The sequence below is a fragment of the Gillisella vitis genome (genome assembly GCF_021559775.1).
GTDB lineage: Bacteria > Pseudomonadota > Alphaproteobacteria > Rhizobiales > Rhizobiaceae > Allorhizobium > Allorhizobium ampelinum.
This window is the reverse complement of the sequence record NZ_CP056047.1, coordinates 1,178,860-1,197,129: the sequence shown is the minus strand read 5'-3', so window position 1 is coordinate 1,197,129 and position 18,270 is coordinate 1,178,860. Positions and strand designations below refer to the sequence as shown.

The 18,270-nt window shown below is 59.0% G+C and carries 25 protein-coding genes; 2 read left to right on the top strand and 23 right to left on the bottom strand.

Features of this window, described 5'->3' with window-relative positions:
• From AVCG78_RS05635 to AVCG78_RS05620, 4 genes are read right to left on the bottom strand one after another with little or no spacing between them, the layout of a single operon-like run.
• The gene (locus tag AVCG78_RS05635; RefSeq protein ID WP_071585251.1) at window positions 1-432 is read right to left on the bottom strand and encodes a GNAT family N-acetyltransferase; all 432 of its coding nucleotides are present in this window, start codon (window positions 430-432) and stop codon (window positions 1-3) included.
• Window positions 425-1,111 carry a hypothetical protein gene (locus tag AVCG78_RS05630; RefSeq protein ID WP_071585252.1) on the bottom strand — a complete coding sequence of 229 codons (687 nt, stop codon included), beginning with the start codon at window positions 1,109-1,111 and terminating at the stop codon, window positions 425-427. Before AVCG78_RS05630 ends, AVCG78_RS05635 begins: the two co-directional genes overlap by 8 nt.
• Window positions 1,111-1,737 (bottom strand): hypothetical protein, encoded by a 627-nt coding sequence (locus AVCG78_RS05625; protein WP_071585253.1) that lies wholly within the window; start codon window positions 1,735-1,737, stop codon window positions 1,111-1,113. Before AVCG78_RS05625 ends, AVCG78_RS05630 begins: the two co-directional genes overlap by 1 nt.
• Window positions 1,734-4,415, bottom strand: a complete 2,682-nt coding sequence (locus AVCG78_RS05620; RefSeq protein ID WP_234665072.1) for a tape measure protein — start codon at window positions 4,413-4,415, stop codon at window positions 1,734-1,736. Before AVCG78_RS05620 ends, AVCG78_RS05625 begins: the two co-directional genes overlap by 4 nt.
• Window positions 4,416-4,528: 113 nt before the next feature.
• Here AVCG78_RS05620 and AVCG78_RS05615 point away from each other — a divergent pair, with 113 nt between their 5' ends.
• Entirely contained in the window at window positions 4,529-4,984 is a 456-nt protein-coding gene (locus tag AVCG78_RS05615; protein ID WP_071204497.1) for a hypothetical protein, read from the top strand.
• Here the strand turns inward: AVCG78_RS05615 and AVCG78_RS05610 are convergent.
• Genes AVCG78_RS05610 through AVCG78_RS05545 form a run of 14 tightly spaced genes read right to left on the bottom strand, consistent with a single transcriptional unit; the run spans window position 4,981 to window position 13,774 of the window.
• Window positions 4,981-5,172: a hypothetical protein gene (locus AVCG78_RS05610; RefSeq protein ID WP_071204496.1), complete on the bottom strand. Its 192-nt coding sequence runs from the start codon at window positions 5,170-5,172 to the stop codon at window positions 4,981-4,983. The two genes, AVCG78_RS05615 and AVCG78_RS05610, sit on opposite strands and share 4 nt — an antisense overlap.
• On the bottom strand, window positions 5,169-5,552 hold the full coding sequence (locus AVCG78_RS05605) for a gene transfer agent family protein (RefSeq protein ID WP_071204495.1): 384 nt from the start codon (window positions 5,550-5,552) through the stop codon (window positions 5,169-5,171). The genes AVCG78_RS05610 and AVCG78_RS05605 overlap by 4 nt, the downstream gene beginning before the upstream one ends.
• Entirely contained in the window at window positions 5,549-5,992 is a 444-nt protein-coding gene (locus AVCG78_RS05600; protein WP_070165021.1) for a phage tail tube protein, read from the bottom strand. Before AVCG78_RS05600 ends, AVCG78_RS05605 begins: the two co-directional genes overlap by 4 nt.
• 26 nt (window positions 5,993-6,018) lie before the next feature.
• The gene (locus AVCG78_RS05595) at window positions 6,019-6,426 is read right to left on the bottom strand and encodes a DUF3168 domain-containing protein (protein ID WP_071204494.1); all 408 of its coding nucleotides are present in this window, start codon (window positions 6,424-6,426) and stop codon (window positions 6,019-6,021) included.
• Entirely contained in the window at window positions 6,423-6,884 is a 462-nt protein-coding gene (locus tag AVCG78_RS05590; RefSeq protein WP_071204493.1) for an HK97 gp10 family phage protein, read from the bottom strand. The genes AVCG78_RS05595 and AVCG78_RS05590 overlap by 4 nt, the downstream gene beginning before the upstream one ends.
• Window positions 6,881-7,243, bottom strand: coding sequence for a phage head closure protein (locus tag AVCG78_RS05585; RefSeq protein WP_071204492.1), 363 nt, complete (start codon window positions 7,241-7,243; stop codon window positions 6,881-6,883). Before AVCG78_RS05585 ends, AVCG78_RS05590 begins: the two co-directional genes overlap by 4 nt.
• Window positions 7,218-7,415, bottom strand: a complete 198-nt coding sequence (locus tag AVCG78_RS05580) for a hypothetical protein (RefSeq protein ID WP_071204491.1) — start codon at window positions 7,413-7,415, stop codon at window positions 7,218-7,220. The genes AVCG78_RS05585 and AVCG78_RS05580 overlap by 26 nt, the downstream gene beginning before the upstream one ends.
• Window positions 7,415-7,963: a head-tail connector protein gene (locus AVCG78_RS05575; RefSeq protein WP_071204490.1), complete on the bottom strand. Its 549-nt coding sequence runs from the start codon at window positions 7,961-7,963 to the stop codon at window positions 7,415-7,417. Before AVCG78_RS05575 ends, AVCG78_RS05580 begins: the two co-directional genes overlap by 1 nt.
• A complete protein-coding gene (locus AVCG78_RS05570) occupies window positions 7,960-8,241 on the bottom strand; it encodes a hypothetical protein (RefSeq protein ID WP_071585255.1) in 282 nt (93 codons plus the stop codon). The genes AVCG78_RS05575 and AVCG78_RS05570 overlap by 4 nt, the downstream gene beginning before the upstream one ends.
• A 60-nt stretch (window positions 8,242-8,301) precedes the next feature.
• Window positions 8,302-9,573: a phage major capsid protein gene (locus AVCG78_RS05565; RefSeq protein WP_071204488.1), complete on the bottom strand. Its 1,272-nt coding sequence runs from the start codon at window positions 9,571-9,573 to the stop codon at window positions 8,302-8,304.
• A gap of 47 nt (window positions 9,574-9,620) precedes the next feature.
• Window positions 9,621-10,217, bottom strand: coding sequence for an HK97 family phage prohead protease (locus AVCG78_RS05560; RefSeq protein ID WP_071204487.1), 597 nt, complete (start codon window positions 10,215-10,217; stop codon window positions 9,621-9,623).
• Complete coding sequence (locus AVCG78_RS05555) at window positions 10,192-11,496, bottom strand: phage portal protein (protein WP_071204486.1); 1,305 nt, start codon at window positions 11,494-11,496, stop codon at window positions 10,192-10,194. The genes AVCG78_RS05560 and AVCG78_RS05555 overlap by 26 nt, the downstream gene beginning before the upstream one ends.
• Window positions 11,497-11,508: 12 nt before the next feature.
• The gene (locus tag AVCG78_RS05550; RefSeq protein WP_071204485.1) at window positions 11,509-13,323 is read right to left on the bottom strand and encodes a terminase large subunit; all 1,815 of its coding nucleotides are present in this window, start codon (window positions 13,321-13,323) and stop codon (window positions 11,509-11,511) included.
• The gene (locus AVCG78_RS05545) at window positions 13,307-13,774 is read right to left on the bottom strand and encodes a P27 family phage terminase small subunit (protein WP_071204484.1); all 468 of its coding nucleotides are present in this window, start codon (window positions 13,772-13,774) and stop codon (window positions 13,307-13,309) included. The genes AVCG78_RS05550 and AVCG78_RS05545 overlap by 17 nt, the downstream gene beginning before the upstream one ends.
• Window positions 13,775-13,950: 176 nt before the next feature.
• Between AVCG78_RS05545 and AVCG78_RS05540 the strand changes: the two genes are divergently transcribed.
• Window positions 13,951-14,820, top strand: coding sequence for a hypothetical protein (locus tag AVCG78_RS05540; protein WP_139191402.1), 870 nt, complete (start codon window positions 13,951-13,953; stop codon window positions 14,818-14,820).
• Between the two features lie 119 nt (window positions 14,821-14,939).
• On the opposite strand, the gene AVCG78_RS05535 is transcribed toward AVCG78_RS05540, so the two are convergent.
• The 5 genes from AVCG78_RS05535 to AVCG78_RS05515 all read right to left on the bottom strand — a co-directional run bounded on the left by AVCG78_RS05535 (window position 14,940) and on the right by AVCG78_RS05515 (window position 18,243).
• Window positions 14,940-15,266: a hypothetical protein gene (locus AVCG78_RS05535; protein WP_071204519.1), complete on the bottom strand. Its 327-nt coding sequence runs from the start codon at window positions 15,264-15,266 to the stop codon at window positions 14,940-14,942.
• A 206-nt stretch (window positions 15,267-15,472) separates the two neighbouring features.
• Entirely contained in the window at window positions 15,473-16,129 is a 657-nt protein-coding gene (locus tag AVCG78_RS05530) for a transcription termination/antitermination NusG family protein (protein ID WP_071585256.1), read from the bottom strand.
• Window positions 16,116-17,399, bottom strand: coding sequence for a helix-turn-helix domain-containing protein (locus tag AVCG78_RS05525; protein WP_081355498.1), 1,284 nt, complete (start codon window positions 17,397-17,399; stop codon window positions 16,116-16,118). The genes AVCG78_RS05530 and AVCG78_RS05525 overlap by 14 nt, the downstream gene beginning before the upstream one ends.
• Window positions 17,396-17,689, bottom strand: a complete 294-nt coding sequence (locus AVCG78_RS05520) for a hypothetical protein (RefSeq protein WP_071204481.1) — start codon at window positions 17,687-17,689, stop codon at window positions 17,396-17,398. Before AVCG78_RS05520 ends, AVCG78_RS05525 begins: the two co-directional genes overlap by 4 nt.
• The gene (locus tag AVCG78_RS05515; protein ID WP_071204480.1) at window positions 17,686-18,243 is read right to left on the bottom strand and encodes a hypothetical protein; all 558 of its coding nucleotides are present in this window, start codon (window positions 18,241-18,243) and stop codon (window positions 17,686-17,688) included. The genes AVCG78_RS05520 and AVCG78_RS05515 overlap by 4 nt, the downstream gene beginning before the upstream one ends.
• Window positions 18,244-18,270: the final 27 nt, after the last annotated feature.

The following is an 18,270-nucleotide window of genomic DNA, read 5'->3' as shown; positions in this document are numbered from 1 at the left end:
TTAGATGGGTTTGATAAAATGCGTCTCAGCGGGCGTATAACCGCGCCGCGCGTAGAGGCTCGACACATCGTTGGTGGCAAGCGCCGCCATGCCGATGGAGATGCAGCCGATGGATTTGGCCCATGCCTCATAGGCATCGAGCATGATAAGGCCGGAGCGACCCCGCGCCTGCGGTGCGATAAACCACACCGTTTCCTTGGCCACCAGACCAGCCCCGAAGGGATGATCAAAGGCCGATGCGAGCAACAGGCCACACACGATGCCATCGCGTTCCAGTAGCAACGCACATGCCATCGGATTGTCGAGGTGCAGCCGGTAGAGCGCATCGGCCTGCGCCGCTTCGAACCGGAAGGCATAGTTCGCCGCCGCATGACTGTCCCGCAGCAAGGCGATGACGGCAAACCGGTCGGCAATCGTGCCGGACCTAACCATTTTTAGCCAAAGCCTTGGCCAGGAAATCCGCCATGCTGTTTGCCTTTGACGTGGTAATCTTGCCCTGTGTCTGTCCCCAGAACAGTTCCCAATCGCCAACCACCGCCGCATCCTGATAGAAATTATCGGTGGAGCTGCGCAGCTTCTGGCTGGCATCCGACCGGGTGTCGGGATTGGAGCGGGTGATTTCCTGCATATGCGAGGCGCAGGTCAGCGTGACCGCACCGGTATCGCCTTCGGCTGGGGTCTTGATCTCTATCGTGTCGACAAAGCCCAGGAACCGCAGTTCTGCCGGAGACACCAGCTTGCGGGTTTGCGGGGAAAACAGGCCGCGATAGATTTCCACGCGGGCCTGTTTGCAATCGTAGAGCCGCACGGCCTGCGCCACCATATCGTCAATCTGGGACATGGTAATGGTAACGTTCTGCGCCTCTAGCGTCGAGACCAGCGGGATTTCTGTGATGCTGATCAATGTGCCAGAGCCGTAAAAGCTCCTGACATCAGCATTGCCCGTGTCGGGGTGGACCACCTCGGCAGAGACATTGCCGACATCCGACCAGAAGCCGACCGCAGCCGGATTTCCGCTGGTTCGGTCACGCGCGACAATCCAGAGAAAATCACGCGCCACCAATTGCCGTGCCGCAAGCGCGTTGGTGATTGCAGCAGGATATAAGCGCATCAGCGCACCTCGATAGCTTGGAAAGACACAGAGCCGCGCCCGGTGGACGCATCGGCTTCAGAGGAAATCGACCCCGGCACGATCATCATCGTGCAGGAGGGCCGCAGCAGCGTGACCGCAGACCCCGAAACGGTTCCCGGCCACAAATGCGGGCGAAGCTCAAATGCACCCGCAATACCGGAAGAATTGGCAACCGCACCCTCGACAACGCGGTAAAGCCCGCTGCCTGCAATCTGGATCATATCACCAACCGAGATCACGTATCCCGCACCCAGCCCGGAGAGCGTCACGCTCTTATTGTCACCGCCAATGGCAGACAGCACCACGCCATTCTCCGGCACAGGCTTGCCGGTCGGATAGGCAATGGGCCGCGACCGAGACAGGGAATATCCCCGGAAGTATTGCAGCCCGCCTTCCAGCGCCTCGATCCGCGCCCGCCATGCGTCCAGATCATTCGGCTTCAACTGCTTGGTCTGATAGGCCGCCGACCACAGCGGCGACCCGAGATCCTTGATGTAAGTCACCCCACCAGCGGTGCGCGATTGCTCCTGTCGAAACAGCGGTTCGAACTTGGTGGCCCAGCCGGGGAAATCCGCGAGCAGGTCGATGGGATAGACGATGGTCATACCTTCACCCCCCTTGCCCGCGCATCGCGCACCGCAGTGATGATTTGGGCTGGCAAGGTCTTTTGCAGCTTATTCATCGCCTGCTCTTGTCGCGCCACCGCTTCAACAGAAGCCCCGCGATTGTCGATCACCGGATTAATGCTGATCTGCACCGAGCTGGATTTGCTGGCAGCCGCCCTGGACAGATCCGGCATGCGTGGCGCACTTGGCCCAACATAGCCGCCGCTGGAATAGCCCTTCAGCCGCTTGCGCATGGCGTCCAGGCCAGCCGGTCCACCAGCCTTTCGAACGGCATCCGCATCAAAGACATACTCGCCTTTATGCACGACGCCCGCAGGTTCATATTTACCACCTGCCCCGGTATAGCCGCCATCAGCAAAGCCAATCGCCTTGGCAAAGCCGGTCAACCAACCACCGCTACCGGTCGCGGACGATCCGCCGAACATGCCGTCAAAGGCACTGTTCAAGGCGAGTTCGCCCAGCTTCTTAAGAACGCCGGATAGCGCATCGCTAAAGCTCTCCGCCCCCATGATCACATCCGAGAATGCGGATTTGGCGGTATCGTAGAACTCTTGTGCTGCCTGTTGCGACCGCTGTTGGGCTTCCTCGACCTTGCGCAGGATATCGGCCTGCTCGGCATAAGCTTCTGACGCAGCTTTGATTTTGGCGATCTGGTCGGGGGTTAGTTCGACCGTGCGCCAGTTCTCATCATTGTTGCGCCGCGCTTCTTCACGAACATCCTGGAGCGCCTGCTGTTCGAGATCGAGCGACATCCGACGCGCTTCCTGCTGACGGTAGGATTGCCCGACGACTGCCTGCTCTTCGACGAGGGCCGCCGTCCGATCCCGGATCGACTGGATATCCATGTCGAGCCGGTCATCTGCTGTCGCTCTCGGCGCGGCGGTCGTTTTGCCGGAATCGGAGCGCCGCTCATCCGCTTTGACCTCCGCAATTGCCAAGGATGTGATTTTATCATCAGGCAAAACCCCGCCCGTTTTAGCGAGATCCGCCTTGATTTTAGACCTCTTGCCTTCAATAGCCAGCTGCTCTTTCGAGAGCGCGTTCTGGCGTTGTGCCTCATCAGCGTAGGCCTTGCCGATCCGAAGCATCTCCTCGCCCTGTTGGCGCGATTGCGCATATTGCTTGTATCCGGCAACCTGTTCTGGAGACATGACCTTTGCAGCCTGGACGGCGGCGAGATCGCTTGCTGTTTGTTGTGCAGCGACGCTGATCGTCGTCAGTTTCTTGAGGATTGGGTCTATCGCGTCTGCGATCTGCTGAAAATTGTAGTCCGCAGTCGCCATCTTAGCCAGAGATTGCCGCGCATCGTCGGCCGAAACAGAGCCGGTCTTAATGCCGTCACGCAACCGCTCAAGTTCGGTCGCTTGCTCAGGCGTGATCAGGTTGGATTCACGCATTTTAGCAAAATACGATAGGAGGTTGATCGTCTCGTCACTGGTGCTTTTAAGAGACGAGGCCGCTACTTTGGCTTCCTGCGCCAACTGGTTTTCCTTAACGGCATTGTAGCTTTGGCGCGCCTTATCAACCTTTTCGGCCGATTCTTCGGCCGCCTCTCCGACACGCTTCAAACGCTCGGAAAACCGGTCAGCAGCTTGGCCTGCCTCACCCGATCCACTCGCAAACAGTGCAAGCGCACCCACAACCGTGCCGCCGATGATCAGACCAAGCGGACCGGCCGCCGCCCCGATGCCGCTGATGGCGGTCGCAATGCCGGCCATGGACGATGCAGCCCGCAGCGCCGCGACCAGCCGAAAAACTGCCGCTGTGGCCAGGCCAAGATTGGCGATCATCAAAGCAATCGACCGGCCAACCAGAGCGGCGGCAATGACAGAGGCGAGCTTCAGCACGACATCGGCCGTCTGCTCGAAATTATCCGCCAGAGCATTCAATCCAGCCACCATGCGCTGGGATGCGCCGAGGCTTTCATCCGTCTGGCCAATATAACGGGTGAAAGCATTGTTCACCTTGGTCACACCCTGTTCAATCGTCTGGGTGGCATTGGCCGCCATCCCCTGAATGGTTGGCAATCCCTTCAGGAACGACTGAAAGAATTCCTGGTTGGACACTTTGCCATCGTTGACCAATTGTTTGAGCTTACTGACAGAACCGCCCGCAGCGCTGAGGCCGTTGGCAACGGCGATCAGGATCGGTCGCGCCCCTTCGTTGACTGAGTTGAATTCTTCGGCCTGGACGCGGGTCGAGCCGAGGAGCTGGCCGAGCTGCGTCAGCGTGCCTTGCGCTTCGGTGGCAGACTTGCCCTCGATCTTCAAAGCCGTGCCGACACCATCGGTGAACTTCAGCAGATCGGCCTGAGACGCACCAAGCGCATCGCCGGATTGCGCCGCCTTGCCGAACAGGTCGGCCATCGCGCCAATGGGCGCTGCATTGCGCTGGGCAGAGTTGTAAATCTGATCGAGAACAGCGACCTGACTGACGCCAACAACACCGGCAACCGCCAGGCTGTTCTTGGCGCTAGTCCAGGCGTCGGCATAATGGATGACGGAATCCACTGTCAGCGCCGCCGAGATCCCCGCAATCGGCGTGATTAGCCCGCGCGCCATGGACGTACCAAGCGCCGAGAACCGGCCGTCCATTTTCTTCAGGCGGTTCTCAATGGCGCGCGCCTGCGAACTGGTCACATTCGCGGCCTTCTGCATTTCGCGCTGATATCCTTTGATATCAGCCGAAAGTTGCACTACGAGTTTTTCAACATCGGTCGCCACTAAGGTTACACTCCCTTTCCCCAAGCATGATCATGAGGAGAATTTTTATGAAATGGGTTGCAATGAGCGTGATAATGCTTGCCGGTCCCTGTCAGGCGGCGGAACAATTCAAAGTCGACCTTAGCAAGGAGGAGATTTTTAAAGCGGCAGACGTCACAACTTTGTCTGAGCTTGCAGTGGGTGAGATTGGCTTTGCCGAGGGCATTTTTTGCGTAAAAGACAATGCCCTATACATTCTAGGGAACGCCCGGCTTCAAGCAAGTAAGTCAGATTACACGGTTAATTACCGATTCAAGAGAGAGCCTGGCGGTACATTTCAGATGAATTTATTGTTCGGCGAAAAGGCCTCAGACAAGTCAGCCAAAAAGCGCGTTGCACAACTTATGGCGTTCGGTTCCGACTCGGCATTGTGTAAAGTGGCCGAACTTAGCGGACAAGATATGCTTCCGATCTCAAGTGTGAACGATTTTAAAACCGCAGGCGAGCTGCTGCGGTCAAACTAGCTCTCTTGCTCAAGCCAATCCCACAGATCATCCTTTTCCTTCTCCGAAAGCGCCCCTTCATCTTCCGGCACGTTCGCGGCCATCCAGCCGTCGAGAGCGGAAAAATACTGAAAGAGCGACATGGCGCGGACTTGCTGGGGTGAAAACCCGATAGCCGCGCCATTGCCGTAAATCGCGGCAAATCTCAACTTTCCGTTGGGAAGGTCGTCGAGGGCATTGCCCCCTTTTGATTTGCCGCGTCTGGCTCCCCCGGCTTTTCATCCGGTGCTCCGACGATGCCGGCAGTGAGGATCGCCTGGGCAAACAGCAGATTTTCAGCGGGCGGGCGTGCCTCAACCCATTTGCGCACCAAGGTGAGCGCCTCGACCGGAGACTTGCCGCCGCCGATCAGCCCGAACCGGATCACATGGGCGATGTCCCCCACGCGCCAGGTGCTGGTCTGAAGCCGGTCGAGGATTACATACGGCCCGGCATCGCAGGCCTCTTGCAATCCTTCCAGTTCGCCCCAGCCGAGGCGGAAAGTGTAATCACCATCCGCCCAGGTCAATGTCAGCTCGGCATTTCTCATTTCTGGGCGACCACGCGGGTCATCTTACCGTCGCTCTGCATCGAGATGCTGGCCGTGGCGCGCTTGCCGTTGTCGCCAGCACCTTCGAACTTCTCGACATGCATGCGGCCGGTCCATGTGATGGTTTTGGCCGGGAACTCCCATTCGACCTTGACCGGAATGCTGTCGATGTCTTCCCAGGCATCGAGCCAGGTCTCGACGCTTTCCTGCGCCAGAACCCCCTCGCCTGAGATCGACATAGAGAGCGACGAGGCATCACGGCCCACCCAATCGACGGTATCGGGATCATCGCAGTCAGGGATAGAGCTTTCTTCCAGACCCTTGTCGAGAGAGACCGACCGCTGGGTAAAGCCGCAAGGCGCGGAATAGACGATAGGGGTGGCGGAATTTCCGAGCAGAACACGGATCTTCCCGCCACGCATAGTGGTTGCTTGTGCCATGATGGCCTCCTGATTTTGGAAAAGTGTCAATGATTTTCGATAGCGGCCCGGAAGGTCAACGCGATATGCGTGGTCAGTCCGTCCGGGTCGCGCAGATCGCGTCGGCTATCCAGTTCGAGATAGACAAGCGCATTGTCATTAAGGGAAAGCGTATCACCGGACAGCGCCGCGACGATTGCCCTGGCAATCCGCCGCCCCTCGGCATAGCCAGGATCGTCCGACCAGACGCTCAACTGGATGAACAGGTCGGACAGGTCCAGCCCATCGGCATCCTCGGGCAGTTCCTGGGTTGGGCCGAAGGACACATAGGGCAGGCTCACACCTTGCGGCACCCGGTCATAGAGGCGGCCGGCAATCAAGGCCGTCACGGCCGCGTCAGCTTTCAGGCAGGTGACAATCGCCACCTGCAATTCATGGGCCGCATCTTCGCTCATGAGGTGGCTACCTTTCGGGCTGCGGTCCGGATGGCTTTGCGCACCACCCGCTTGGCTGACTTTTTGCTGGCCCGCCAGGATACATAGAAGAATGGTCGCGCCCTGGTGCCGGGGTTTTCTGATCCGGCATACATGCCGCCGTTCTTGTGGGGTGCCGTGCCAAATTCCACCCAGCGGGCATAATAGGCCTCGGTGCTGCCGGCATAGATGGTGATGGAGAGATCATTGCCCATCTGCGATTTGACCGCGGCGACAATCCCCGCCCCTTTCGGCACCTTGCCCCAGGTCCAGCCGATGCTATCGCGAAGCGTGCCGTCTTCGACCGCGACCAGGTTCTTCATCATGGCAACGACGCCATCGGCCGCCGCTTCCATACCGGCTTTGATTTCAGCCTTGGCCAGGTCTGGCAGGCGTTTGATTTTCCGGTCCAGTTTGGCAAGATTGAGGAGCTTGCTCATCCAGCCACCCCGCCACTCTGGCAGAGGAAGTCGATCCAGCGTCGGTCGCTGTCGGTCCATTCGCCCTGGGTGATATCCCTGACATTGAAGGTGAGTTTCGTATCGAGATCGCGAATGCGCCAATCGGTTTCGACCTCCCTCGCCTCACTGCAATCGCGCACAAAAATCACCTGCGAATGCTCGCCTTGCAGCCGATCCGCCATCACAGTCTCGCCACCGCGAAGATGGACAAAACCCGCTCGGCAACGATAGCGCTCAACCCATGATGCGACGGTGACACCATCGCCCCGGTCGATCTCTTCGCGCTGCTCGAAGACAATCAAGCGCTTCAGGTCACCCGTCGATCTCTTCCGCGCCATCGGACCCTCCTACAGTTTCGCGCGGCGGCTTGGGCAGCTCCACCGCCTTCCCGGCCGCCACGGCCCGTTCGCCGCAGCGTTTCAGCACCGTCACTTCCATGCCTGCCTGATAAGCAATCGTGGTGGCGCGGACGGGTTTGAAGTCAAAATCTTCCAGGAACCGCACCCGCATCACGCACCCCTCCGCCAATTGACCAGCAACCGGTCGAAGTCGGTCACCACATCCGCCGCGCTGCTTTCCGGCTTGCCGTAAATCTCAGCCACGCGCATGATGATGCCGAGGCGAAGATCAAAGGGCAGCTCGACAAACCCGACCTCATAGGTGACGGTCACAGGCGCGCCGCGATGCGCCTGCGGCCAGGATCGGACAGGAACCAGGCCGAGCGTCAGCCCATCGGATTTGAGCCGATACAGCGCGGGATCGAGGACAATTTCCCCACCATCCGGTGATGTATAGGTGATGATGGGCTTACTTCCTGGTTTCACCGGTCCATCCGGCAGACGCTCCAGATCGGCCCAGCTATCGCATTGCGCCACCAGGGTTTTCGGGGAGACCGACAGATTGCAGGTCTGCTCGACAACCGCGACGACTTCCTCGATCATCATTTGCAGGATGGCGTCATCATGGGCGGTATCGATGCCACACCGCTCTTTGACGGTCGCGACCGTGACCGGCAGATCGGCCGCCTTCGCCGTGACTGTCGCGGCATACCAGCTCACGTGCCACCGCCTTGCGCCGACTTGGTCGCCGCTGCCAGCGCTGCAACGGTTGCCGCATGCTTGGTGCGCAGGGTGTCCAGTTCGGCTTTCTGGGCGCGCAGCACCATGTTTTCGGAGCGAAGCTTGGCAAGCTCCCCGCCCCGCTCATCCTCGACAAACTCAGCAAGGCCTGCCTCGACCAGGCGGCGCGCTTCCGGCATCTCGTAGCGGTCGGTTACATCGCCACGGTGCAGAACAAAGTTTGCTCCGGCAACGCCGGTCAGCATTTTGATTTTCATGGCTGTTCTCCAATCAGGAAACCGGTCGGCGCTGATTGCGCCGACCGAGACCAGGCGCGATCAGGCCGCCGTCTTCATCGCCTTGATGGCGTTGGCGTCGCCCAGCTCGCCGTCAAAACGGATCAGGCCGGCAATGCCGACCTTCGGCCAGAAGCGTTCGCGCAGCACGCCGATGACGGGCGAACCGACCTTGCGGACATAGTATTTGGAGAAGTCACCAAACAGCGCGATGCGCTTGTCGGCCGTCACTTCATCCATGTGCTGGTTGATCGAATAGGCGCGACCGTTGAAGCTGGCCGGCGTTCCCTTCTGCACATCCCCCTGCTGCCAGAGGTAATTGCCGTTGCCATCCTTCAGTTTGCGGGTGGCCAGCAGGAACTTGTCATGGAACATGTACCGGCATTTGGGCGAGCCTCGATAAGCAGGATCGATAGAATGCTCCAGTTCGAGGATGTTGTCGAAGGTGAAGGCATCCTTGGCCGCCGTAGTCACGCCGAGGCCCGCAGCATTCACCACGCCGTTCGGCTGGTTCTGACCAGTTCCCGATGTCAGCTTGCGGTTGCCGATCCGGCCGAGGCGCTCACCGATCATGCCGCCGAGCAGCGATTCCATGTTGAACAGCGAGTCGGCATCCAGCTCGAAGGACCATTTGATGAAGGGCGTGGCATAGACATAGGCGTTCAGCACCTTCTGCCCGAACTCGACATCGCCGCTGCCGTCTTCCAGGAGATCGGCCGCCTCGGCCAGGGGATCGGCCTCGTTGTCGGTATCATCAACGGTCGGCACCAGCATTTCGTTGCCTTTGGACGTGGTGATCACCGTGCAGATGTTTTCGTCATAGAGCGGCCCCCAGGCTTTCATCGCCTGGATGATCGTGGCTTCCAGCTCGACCGGCACGGTATAGCCACCGGCAACGGCACTGGTCGTCACCTGATCGCGGGTCTCAAACGAGGCAACGCCGCGCTGCAGCACCGCGCGCTCTTCCTTGGTCAGATCGGACGGACTGACACCGCAGACCACCTTGGCAAACACGCTGCGATATTCGACCTTGCCACCCTGGGGCAGATCGTCGCCGCGCATCTCCGGGGTGTCGCGCAACGGGCGCTGTTTGGCGCGGCGCTCTTCATCGCGCTTTTCCAGCTCGATCAGCTTTTCTTCCCGGTCGAGGATACCTTGCAGCCGATCATATTCGGCCATCGCCGTATCATGGGCGCTTTCCAGTTCTTTGGACCGAACCTCATCGGTGTCAGGCGTGATCGCCTCCAGCCGTTCGCGGGCCTCGGTGACAAGGCGCGCCTGCTTTTCGCGCAATTCTTTCAGTCTTTGCGACATAGTCATGCTCCTGATTGTGGGGATGGTGGGATGGTGGGGACGCGGGGTTAAGCCCGTCGCGTCAGGTCGAGGCCGATTTTCAGGCGCAGGCGTGTGGCCAGTCCATGAGAACGGGTTTCGGTTCCACGGGCGTGTTCAAGCGACCGCAGGGCAATGGAGGTGCCGGCATAGGCCGGGATAGAGACGATGGAGACTTCGAACAGATTGAGATCAGTCAGCGTCCGGCGTGGCATGGATCTGGAAAAATCCCATTCCTCGCCAACCGCCTCGAAGCCGAACGACATGCCGGAGACATCGCCCCGGGCAATCAGCGTGCGGACATCGCGTCCGACCGTGGTATCGGGAAGATCGATCTCGACAGCCAGGCCCTTGGCATCCTCCGACAGCCGCAGCGTTCCCGCCCGGTTGCGACCCAGCACATGGGCCGTGTCATGGTCGTAGAAGGCGCGGATATCATCAGACCGCAGCGACCGGGCAAAAGCGCCCGGTGCAATGCTTTCCTCGAACACTCCGGCGATGGCGGTGACATCGCCAAAATTGGCGGCATAGCCGGCCACCGTCATTCGCTCGCCATCGCCCCGCGCTTCCACCGGCAGCACCAGCGAGCGGCGCTCACGCTCACCCGATTTCGGTTTCGGTGTCATCGGTCATCTGCCTTTCTGTGTCTGCTGCGGGATCGTTGAGCGGCGGTTCGCCATTCTCGCCCATCGCGTTTGTGTCGTTGGCACTTGTGTCGATGGCACTGCCGATGGCGACGGTTGCGCCCTGGATGTAGAGTTGGTCGGCAGCCGGGTTCGGATCGCGTGGACGGCCTTCAATCTCCCGGCCCTCGTTCGGGGTCAGCAGCGCCGAGTTGACGCCGGTTGCCAACGCCTCCAACCGGCTCTTGAAGTCACCGCGCATCAGGCCGTCGAGGTTATGGCGGACATAACGGCGGGTATTCATCCGCCCAAAAATCTTCAGGTTCATTTCCCCTTCCATCGCCGTCGCCCATTGGCTGACCAGATGCTTGACCAGATAGAGGTCGTTCTGCTCGACATTGGAGAAGGTTGCCCGGCTCAAGTCCTGAAGGAAGTTCGGCGGGATCTGATAGGCGCGGGCAATCTCTTGCACCTGGTAAAGCCGCGCCTCGGTCATCTGCCCCTTGGCCGGGTCGTAACCCACTTGGGTGAGTTTGTAGCCGACCGGCAACTGGATCAGCGGAAGCTGATCGTCTCGCGCCGCTTTCACCGCCCGCTTGATATCTTCTCGCGCCCGCTGCATGGCCTTGTCATTGGCAGGCATCGGCCCTTCCAGCGCCAAGGGCGGAACGCCGCCGCCTGCAAAGAAGTTCGAGGCATAGTCGTTCATGGCCAGCGCCAACTGGATGGCCTTTTCCGCCATGGCAATCGGGCCGCGATGCTGGACCAGATTACGCTTCAGCATATAGGGGATGTCGATCACGTCGGTGGCTGGATATTCCCTGCCCTCGAAACTGTAGAACAGCCGCCCGCCACGCCGCCTGATCGAACAGCTGCCGGGATCAATCGGCCAAAGCGCCTCGATGCCAGCACCCTTGCGCTCGATCCAGGCCAGCCCCCGCCCGCCGGTAAACACCTGTTCCCAGAAGAAGCGCCGGAACTTTGAGGTGTCCATTTCGTCATTCGGGTTTTCTTCCAGAACGACAGCCAGCTTGCCGCCGAGCCGCACCGGTCCCCGTTCGCCCGTCCGGTAGACATGCAGCGGAAGTGTTGCGAGGGTCCGCGACAGAAACGATACCGCGGCCTGCACAGCCGGGACTTTCAGGGCCGTTTCGATATTGACCGTGGGCAGTGCGCCGCCGCCAAGCCCGAAGAACTCCATAAAATTGGTGGCGCTGACCGGCACGGTTTCGCTTTCGAGTGACGTCGAACGCCGCTCGGCCTTGCCCTTCTTGGATGCCATCAGGCCACCCCTTTATTGATGTATGGAGTAATCCGGGTCATCCCATGGGGATGCCTGGGAGGCGCGGACACGGCACATCGCCATGCCCATCGACATGGCCAAAGACACCATGCCGTCAATGCGGCCAAAGGCATGTTCCTTGTCGAACATCCGATGGCCGGTGCGGTTTTCTGCAAAGACGGTGCTGGCCGCGCAACTGTCCAGCATCGGGTTCGGGTCGATCTCGATGCGCGTCTCATAGAGCGCGTTCTCGAGCTTGTTGATGCTATGCGGCATCCAGAGATAGATGTCCTGCTCACCATCCGGTGCGTCAGGATCGCGCTCCAGCACCCGGCGCTGGAAGCCCTGCGGGTGGATGGTCAGCGGTAGGGAAACACCCTGGTCCTCCAAATGCTCGGACAATTGCTCCAACCCGTACTGGTCGGCGCCGATCTCAGTCGGTTCGAACTTTGCGCAGATCTCGGCCAGGGCTTCAGCCAACCACGGATATTTGAGCCGCTGGCCGGGCACCGCCTCGATAAAACCCTGGTCACGCCAGAGGTCATAGGGGGCCTGGTCGGTATTGGCCCGATCCTCCAGCGTATCGGCAGGTGTCCAGAACCATGTCTTTGACGCAAACCGCTCGGCATCCTTGGTACTGTCGAGAACCCAGGTCAGGGTCAGCGCGGTAAAGTCCCGGGTGCGCGACAGGTCGAGGCCGCCATAGCACGGAAAACCTCGCTCTATCAGCCAGTCGAGATCGAGATCCTTCTGGCAGGCCATCCAGGCCTCGCGCTTGATCGCCGCATTGACCGATTGCGTCCATTCGCAAAAGTGCAGCCGGGCAATGCCGTTTCGTTTGCCGGGCATCATCCGCGCCTGGTCAACGACCCCATGCAGATAATCTGTGGTGATCGTCACATCCAGCAGCGGGTTTGCCTTCACCCAGCAGGACGGATCGTTTTCCCAATCATCGCCCTCATCGAGCGAGCAGACAAAGGCGAATGTCGTGTCGTCCTGGACGATGCCCGCCGCGACATTGACCGCATGCTGATGCTCTTCCCAGCAAATCGATTTGCGGTCGGAGCCGGAATTGGTCGCCATCACCAGCAACGGCTGTTTGCGGAATTTAAAACCGCGCTCCAGCATTTCGATGACATCGCGGTTGGGATGTTCATGCACCTCATCGCACAGCGCACAAGACGGGCGCGGACCCGATTGCGCCTTGTCGGCTGAGATCGGTTTGAAGAACCGCTTGTCGCCACCCTTGCTGATGTACGTCAGCTGCCAGACCGGGTTTTCCCCCGAGGTGGTAATCCGCCTCATCAGTTCCGGCGACTGGTCGCGCATGGCAACCGCATCGCGAAACAGCACCTGCGCCTGGTCTTTCTTGGCCGCCGCCGCATAGATCTCGGCACGGGGTTCGCCGTCAGCCACCATCATGCAGATGCCGATCCCGGCCAGCAATGGCGATTTGCCGTTGCCCTTGCCCTCTTCGTCATAGAAGCGCCGGAACCGACGCAAGCCGGTATCGGCCCATTTCCAGCCGAACAGCGAACCGACCCGGAAGGCCTGGCTCGGATGCAGCCGAAACCGCCGTCCCTCGAATTGCCCGCCATTCAGCCGCAGCTTAGATCCGAACCACTTGATCCGCTTGTTCGAGGTCTCCAGATCCCAGACCAGGCCACGGGTCGGGCCGTCGATCAGATCGCGCAGGTGACGACGGCAGGCATTGCGAACATGGGGACCGGCAACAATATCGCCGCGCACCACATCCGCCGCCCAGGCAGTCACCGGATCGTCGTCATAGCTGACATCCGGGATCTCGACATCAATCGAATCCATCATCGGTCGGAAACTCAAATCCAAGCTGGCCGGTCGCCTGCAAGCCACGCTCAGCAGACGGCGTCATGCCGAAATCACTCGCCAACGCCCGGATCTGCCGCCACGTCTCATTCAACTGGCTGACTTCCGGGCGGCTCTTCAACTGGGTGCCGTTGCGCGTCTGGCTCTCATAGGTTTCCCCACCTTCACGAACATCAAGCCGCAACCGCTCATGACGGGCTATCGTCCAGCAGAGCTGTTCGAACATGTAAACGTTGACGTCATTCAGTCGGTTCTTGCGCGGATCACACAGCGGCGGCGCGATCCGATCCCAGATAGCCCGCACATCGAACGGCAGGTCATCCGGCCGCAGCTCCCGCGCCATAGCCGCCGCCCGCGCTTCGAAATTTGCCCCCTGCCCGTCTTCCGGCTTGAGGGGAACCACGTTTTCAGAAGATGGTTTGCGGCCCTTCATTTACAGGCTCTCTCATATATTGGCAGTGCGCTAGGACGCACCCAGTGGTCGTTTGAAAAGCCCGCAGAACAACTAATCCACGATCAATCCACTTGATCGAACTGGATAAAAAAATTATCAGAATTTGACGAGGCTCTTAAATATCCTTGAGCGTATATAAAGGTATGACTAAACGAATGCTCAACTTAAACCATGGTCTAGATCCCAACGGAAACCCCCACTCTAAGTTCGTGCAAACAGCAATTGAACGACATACGGTCTTCAAAGAATCTGAGAAAAAACCTCACCCATATCGATGGATTGCAGTCACATCTCAAAATTTTGCGAAATCCTTTAACGCTTTCAGTGAAGCCACGTCGGACCCAATCCGTATTAAACAAAAAGAAAACAACGACGAAATTGTAGCCCTTCTTGCAGACCTATCTTACAGGTCGGCAGAGCTTTTCGAGTTCTTCGATAAAATTGTTCACGCAATTCCTCTGCGAAACTCGAAGGAAGCGAGAGAGAAAAAGAATAATTATCGTTCCGCAGTCAATAAAGCTTCGGATGACTGGGTTATTCTATGCAATTCATTAAAACATAACGCAAACACACTTGCAAATGTAGAATTTTTTTATCCAAAAGAAAATCATATAATCAAGGGTTTTCGGCTACTTCAACCAGCACGCGGCAGTGAGGTACAAGTCAACAAAGATTATCATAAAAAGGGAGAACGGGAGCGAAGCTATATCGTCGCATTGCACCAGTTAGTATTTGCCGTCATGAAATGTGAACACCTTGCAGCGGAGCTTCTCACATGGACTTACGGCGATAACGACGCTGCTGATTACAGCCATGATTTGAAATATGAGATTGGCAACTCATTAAAGAAGTTAGCAAATCAACGCATTTTCGCATTTCCAGAACAGCCAACCATGTTTAATGGCTTTGTTTTGAGAGATGAAACGATGACTTTATGTCGCATGCAAGCTATTCGAATCAACGCTGACGCCGACGTTACAGTTCGCTTCAAAACTGATGGATTTACCAAGACTTACCCCATCTAGGGAATGCAGAGTGCCGTGAAGCGGATCAGGTTGGCTTTTTCCCTCCAATTTCCGCTCGCTGCACACGAATGACTGACGCCGGTGCGCGGTCGAGAGGGGGTTAGAGGCTAACCCACCCCCTACCCCCGATTGGCCGGGTGGCGGGGGTCGATGGGCCAGCCATCCATGCCAGTCGCGGTCGAGAAGCCCCGATGCTCTTCGGCTTGCTTGGTTGCATCGTGGTGCGTCTTGCAAAGGCTTTGGAAAGGCCCGCCCCAAAACTTCTCGGGGTTGCCGCTATGGCGCTCCATATGGTCGCAGACGGTAGCGACGGTGATGCGGCCTTGCAGCCTGCACATCCGGCATAGCGGCTCGATAGCCAACTGATGCTTGCGTATCTTGCGCCACCGGGCAAGACCGTACCAGCCTCGCCACGCCCGCGCCTCATCAGATCTACGATCACCCATATCCTTAAAACAAAAAAGGCGACCCTCTGGCCGCCTCATCATCGTTCATTTGGTCATAGCTTACGCACTGGCCCTGAATCGCATCGCCTATTGGCTTGGATCAAGGCGAGGCCGGGGGAGAACATCAATCCCTTGGGAGCATCAGACGCCCCGGTCATCTCGTTTGGAAAGGCACAGTTCGCCTCTCCACATTTCAAGCGATAATCTCAGTCAGAAATGAAGTCAATCCCCATCGTGATTTCACTCATACCGCCGAACATCGGCACCTCAACGACCACCTGTCCACGCTTCGACAGCACCTTACGCACCGTCACCACGAACTCAGCAAACGGGCCAGAGCGGATCGTCACCTGCCTGCCCAACACATCCGGCATCGGCGGAACGTCGCGCTCATCCATATGTTTTCTTTCCGCTTTCTTGGCCGAGAGCATCAGTTGGCGCATCAATGGTTCGGGCATCAGGTGCGGCTTGCCATCCTTGCCCATCAACCCGCGAAGCTTGGATGCAACCATCAACCCGACGAAGGCTTCATTGTCCGGAATGACCTGCACGAACAGGTATCCCCGAAAAACGGCGCGCTGGATTTCCACAGCTTGCTTACCCCGCCGAGGCGGCCATTTATGCCGCTCACACGGGCACCAGCATTCAATTCCCTGCTGTTCGAGCGAATCGCGAATCCCCTGCTCCATGCCGCTCTTGCAGCTCGCCACCACCCACCGGGCCAACCGCTCAAACTCAGGTCGGTCGCGCCGCGCCATAGCAACCTGTCGCTGGCGCTTGGCCTCGATAGCGTTGATGTAAGCCAGCCTAGACAAGCCATCATCCGAGACGCCATCCAGAAGTTTCCCGTTATGCTGCATCATGGTTGCGTCCCTCGCTCAGGCTGGTTTGGAAATGGTCGAGTGCCGCCTCGACCGCCGCGTCGAGATCGGGCTGATCCGGGTCAATGGGCGGAAAATAGTTCCAGTCGCGCAGGCCTTCGACGAACATCCAGCCACGGCGTTCGTGCAGGCGCTTCCAGGCCGCAAACAGCGCACTGCTGCTTTCGACCCGCTCGAAGCTGGCAACCAGCGGCAGCAGGTCCACCGAGGTGACGAACGGCTCATTGCGGCGGGCAAGGTCGCGCATCCGGCTCACCAGCGGCCAGCCGTGTTCCCGGCGCTTTTCCCACACCAGGGCCTCCCGGCTGATCGCGCCAGAAGCCAGCCGCCGATTATCGAACGCCGTGAACACGAACTGGCCTGTCGGCTCGCAAAGCAGCGTTTCCAAGCGCCGCCCCATCCAGAGCTTGCCACACACCTTGGCAGTGGCATGGGTTTGGGCCGCTGGAGCAACCTCAGGCATCTTTTCCCAAGCCCGGTCTCGCAGGAACACAGCGGCGAAGGTGAACGTGCCTTTGCCGATCCACTGGATGTAGGCCGGTGTTTTCTCGATGCAGGCCGCTCGCTGATCTGCCGTCAGGGCAAACCACGCCTTCCTCGCAGCCGTGTCGCTGCTCTTGTCGTAATTCGGCCAAGTCGGATACCAACGCTTGAAGGCGAGATCGATCTTTCGCAATTCCTCTCTCGAAAATTCCCCCCGCCCCGCGCCTGCGGTGGGAGAGTTGTTTGGAGAGTTAGCTGGAAGAATCTTATCTTGGTGGAGCTGCTCCACCACCTTTGTGGAACCATTTCCACCACCTTCGGGCGCCATTTCCACCACCTTTTCCGCGCAAGGCGGTGGAGCTGCTCCACCACCTTCCGGCAAAATCTCGTCCTCAAAAGGTGGTGTATCTCCTCCACCAGCTTGCGAATTTGCGACAGAACTCCCAGCAGCATGACCAGCCAGATCGCGGCCCGGCCAGCGCGCGATATACTCGTTTCGCTTCCATTTTTGACCGCGAAAGCCGTGCTGGGTGACTTCGATCCAGCCCGCCTGTTCTGCCAAATCCAGATGCTTCAGGATTGTTTTCTTATCCAGGCCGGACAGCTCGACCAGTTCTGAAACCGGCGGATAGCAAGAGCCGCCCGTGGCATCCATCTTCAGGCCGAGCGTATGCAGCACCAGCCGCGTGATCGGCGGCAGGCCGGATTTGGCAACGGCATGACGCCACGACCATGCCCGCGACGTTGCGCCGTGATCAGGCTCCATCATGCCGCACCGCCTTTGCGCGCCACGCCCAGCATCGCTGCTCTGGCCGCACCAATGGTCAGCAACACGCTATCGCGCCAGCAACCCTGCCCGCTCCGCGTGGAATTGATCGCTGCAAACTCGGCATCGAGATAATCGACACCGGCCAGAAATCCGGCTGTCCGCAACACCATGCGGATCGAGGCATGGTCGCGGTAAATGACACCCTGCGGCACCCGCAGCAGCCAATTGGCCCGCTCCGCGTCCGTCTGGCAATCGCAAAGCTGCTCTACGATTGGAAGTAGCCCGCTCATCCTTCACCCCCGCCGCGCAACCACGCCTCGTAATCGCCAAACAGCGATAGCCAGGCCGCTCTGACGCGGTCATCCTCATTGATCTGTTTTTTGCTGGTGATGCCGAGGCGGTCCTTCAAAGCCGCGTCGGCAGTGTCTTTGTCGTCAACCACGCACCCGCCGCCGGTCTCGCTCAGAAACCGATGGAAGGCGGCGTGGGACAGCAGAATGGAGGCCTGCGCCGCGTGGTTTGGCTTGTTGTGGCGGGCCGCTGGCTGGCTATTGTGCGTCGCCAGCTCACCCCGCAGATCGCGCACGGCAATTGCTGCCCGATCCACAAGACGAAGAAACAGGCGCAAATGATCGAGCGCCCCACAGATCAGGTCACGTTCATCATGCAAGGCGGTCGGATGAATGGTGGCAATATGCACTTGCTCGCCCATCAGCCGATGCACGACCAGACGCATGCCGCCCCGGTCCGCTTCCAGCGTCCAGACATCATCATTCAGACGCTCAGCCGACCCCTTGAGCCGGTTCACCGTCGAGACCTCACGTTGGCGGTTCACATCGTGCATGATGCGGCCACCTTGTTCGCTGAGGAA